Origin of the sequence: Chromobacterium sp. S0633 (assembly GCF_024158805.1) — a bacterium.
GTDB lineage: Bacteria > Pseudomonadota > Gammaproteobacteria > Burkholderiales > Chromobacteriaceae > Chromobacterium.
On the sequence record NZ_JAMZGH010000112.1, the window covers coordinates 1 to 1,473 of the forward strand.

Annotated in this window: 2 protein-coding genes; both read right to left on the reverse strand. The window is 65.7% G+C overall.

Translation table 11 applies throughout. The features are described 5' to 3' along the window. The coding region (locus NK214_RS24825) for a hypothetical protein (RefSeq protein WP_253315796.1) at positions 1-209 on the reverse strand (209 nt) is incomplete at its 3' end. 40 nt (positions 210-249) lie between these two features. After that, positions 250-1,473, reverse strand: a 1,224-nt coding sequence (gene vgrG / locus NK214_RS25135; protein WP_305883585.1) for a type VI secretion system tip protein VgrG, incomplete at its 5' end; no start/stop codon positions are given.

The window sequence follows — 1,473 nt, forward strand, 5'->3', positions numbered from 1 at the left end:
TGGCAATGGAAAGGCCGGACGCCCTCGTCGCCCAGGTCGATGTCCACCGTCAGCCGCGAGCCGAGCAGCCCGTCCAGATCCAGCGCCGGGTCGGCGCAGGCGATGTCGAGCTGGTAACTGGGCTCCTGCGACAGACGCTCGTCCGCCTTGAAGCTCAACGCGACGCTGTCCGCGTCCAGCAAGGGGCTGTGCAGTTCGATCAAGCGCATCTCCGCTCTCCTTTCCCGTGTCCAAGCCTGCGCCGCCTCATCAGCTTTTCACCTGCATGCCCAGCTTCTTCAAATCCACGCCGGTGTCCGAATAGGACGCGCCGGTGTAGGAATAGCTGACCCCGGTGGTGGAGCAGCTGGAGCCGGTGCTGGACACGCTGGAACCGGTGCTGCTGACCGAGGAACCGGTGGTGGACATGCTGGAGCCGGTAACCCCGGTGGATGAGCCGGTGACCGAGACCGACGAGCCGGTGACGCTGGCGGAAGCGCCGGTGGTGGACACCGAGCAACCGGTGACGCTGGCGGACGAGCCGGTGGTGGACATCGAGGTGCCGGTGACGCTGGTGGACGAACCGGTGGTGGACATCGAAGTGCCGGTGATGCTGGTGGACGAGCCGGTGTCCGACATCGAGGTGCCGGTCACGCTCTTGGAGGTGCCGGTGACCGAGGTGCTGGTCCCGGTGACGCTGGTGGAGGTGCCGGTATAAGAAGACGACACCCCGGTCATGCTTTGCGACATGCCGGTGGCCGACACGCTGGTGCCGGTCATCGAGGTGGAAATGCCGGTCATGCTCTGCGAGGTGCCCGTCACCGAGGTGCTGGTGCCGGTCAGGCTGGTGGAGACGCCGGTAAAGCTGGTGGACACCCCGGTGAAACCGGTGGAAATGCCGGTGAAGCTGGTGGAGACGCCGGTAAAACCGGTGGACACCCCGGTGAAGCCGGTGGAGACGCCGGTAAAGCTGGTGGACACCCCGGTGAAACTGGTGGACAGGCCGGTGAAGCTGGTGGACACCCCGGTGAAGCTGACCGACAGGCCGGTGAAGGACACCGACACCCCGGTGTAGCTGATCGAGGCGCCGGTGACCGAGGTGGACGTGCCCTTGACCGAGGTGTTCTTGTCCTGGCCCACCGCCTCCGAGCTATTGCGCTCGGTGGTCTGCTGCATGTCTCGCTCGGCGTGCACCATCACCCGCTCCGCGCCGCGCTGGTCGTCGAAGGTGATCTGACTGGCGTTGCTGTAACGGCCCTGCTTCAAGGAGCGCGTGACCAGACCGGTGTAGCGGATGTCTTTCGGCAGGTCGTAAGGCGTCGGATTGTCGCCGTTATAGACGATGCCGGTGATCATCGGCCGGTCCAGATCGCCGTCCACATAGGTGACCAGCACCTCCTGGCCCACCCGCGGCATGGCCAGCACGCCCCAGCCCTTGCCGGCCCAGGCTTGCGACACCCGGATCCAGCACGAGGCGTCTTCTTCCTGGGTCTT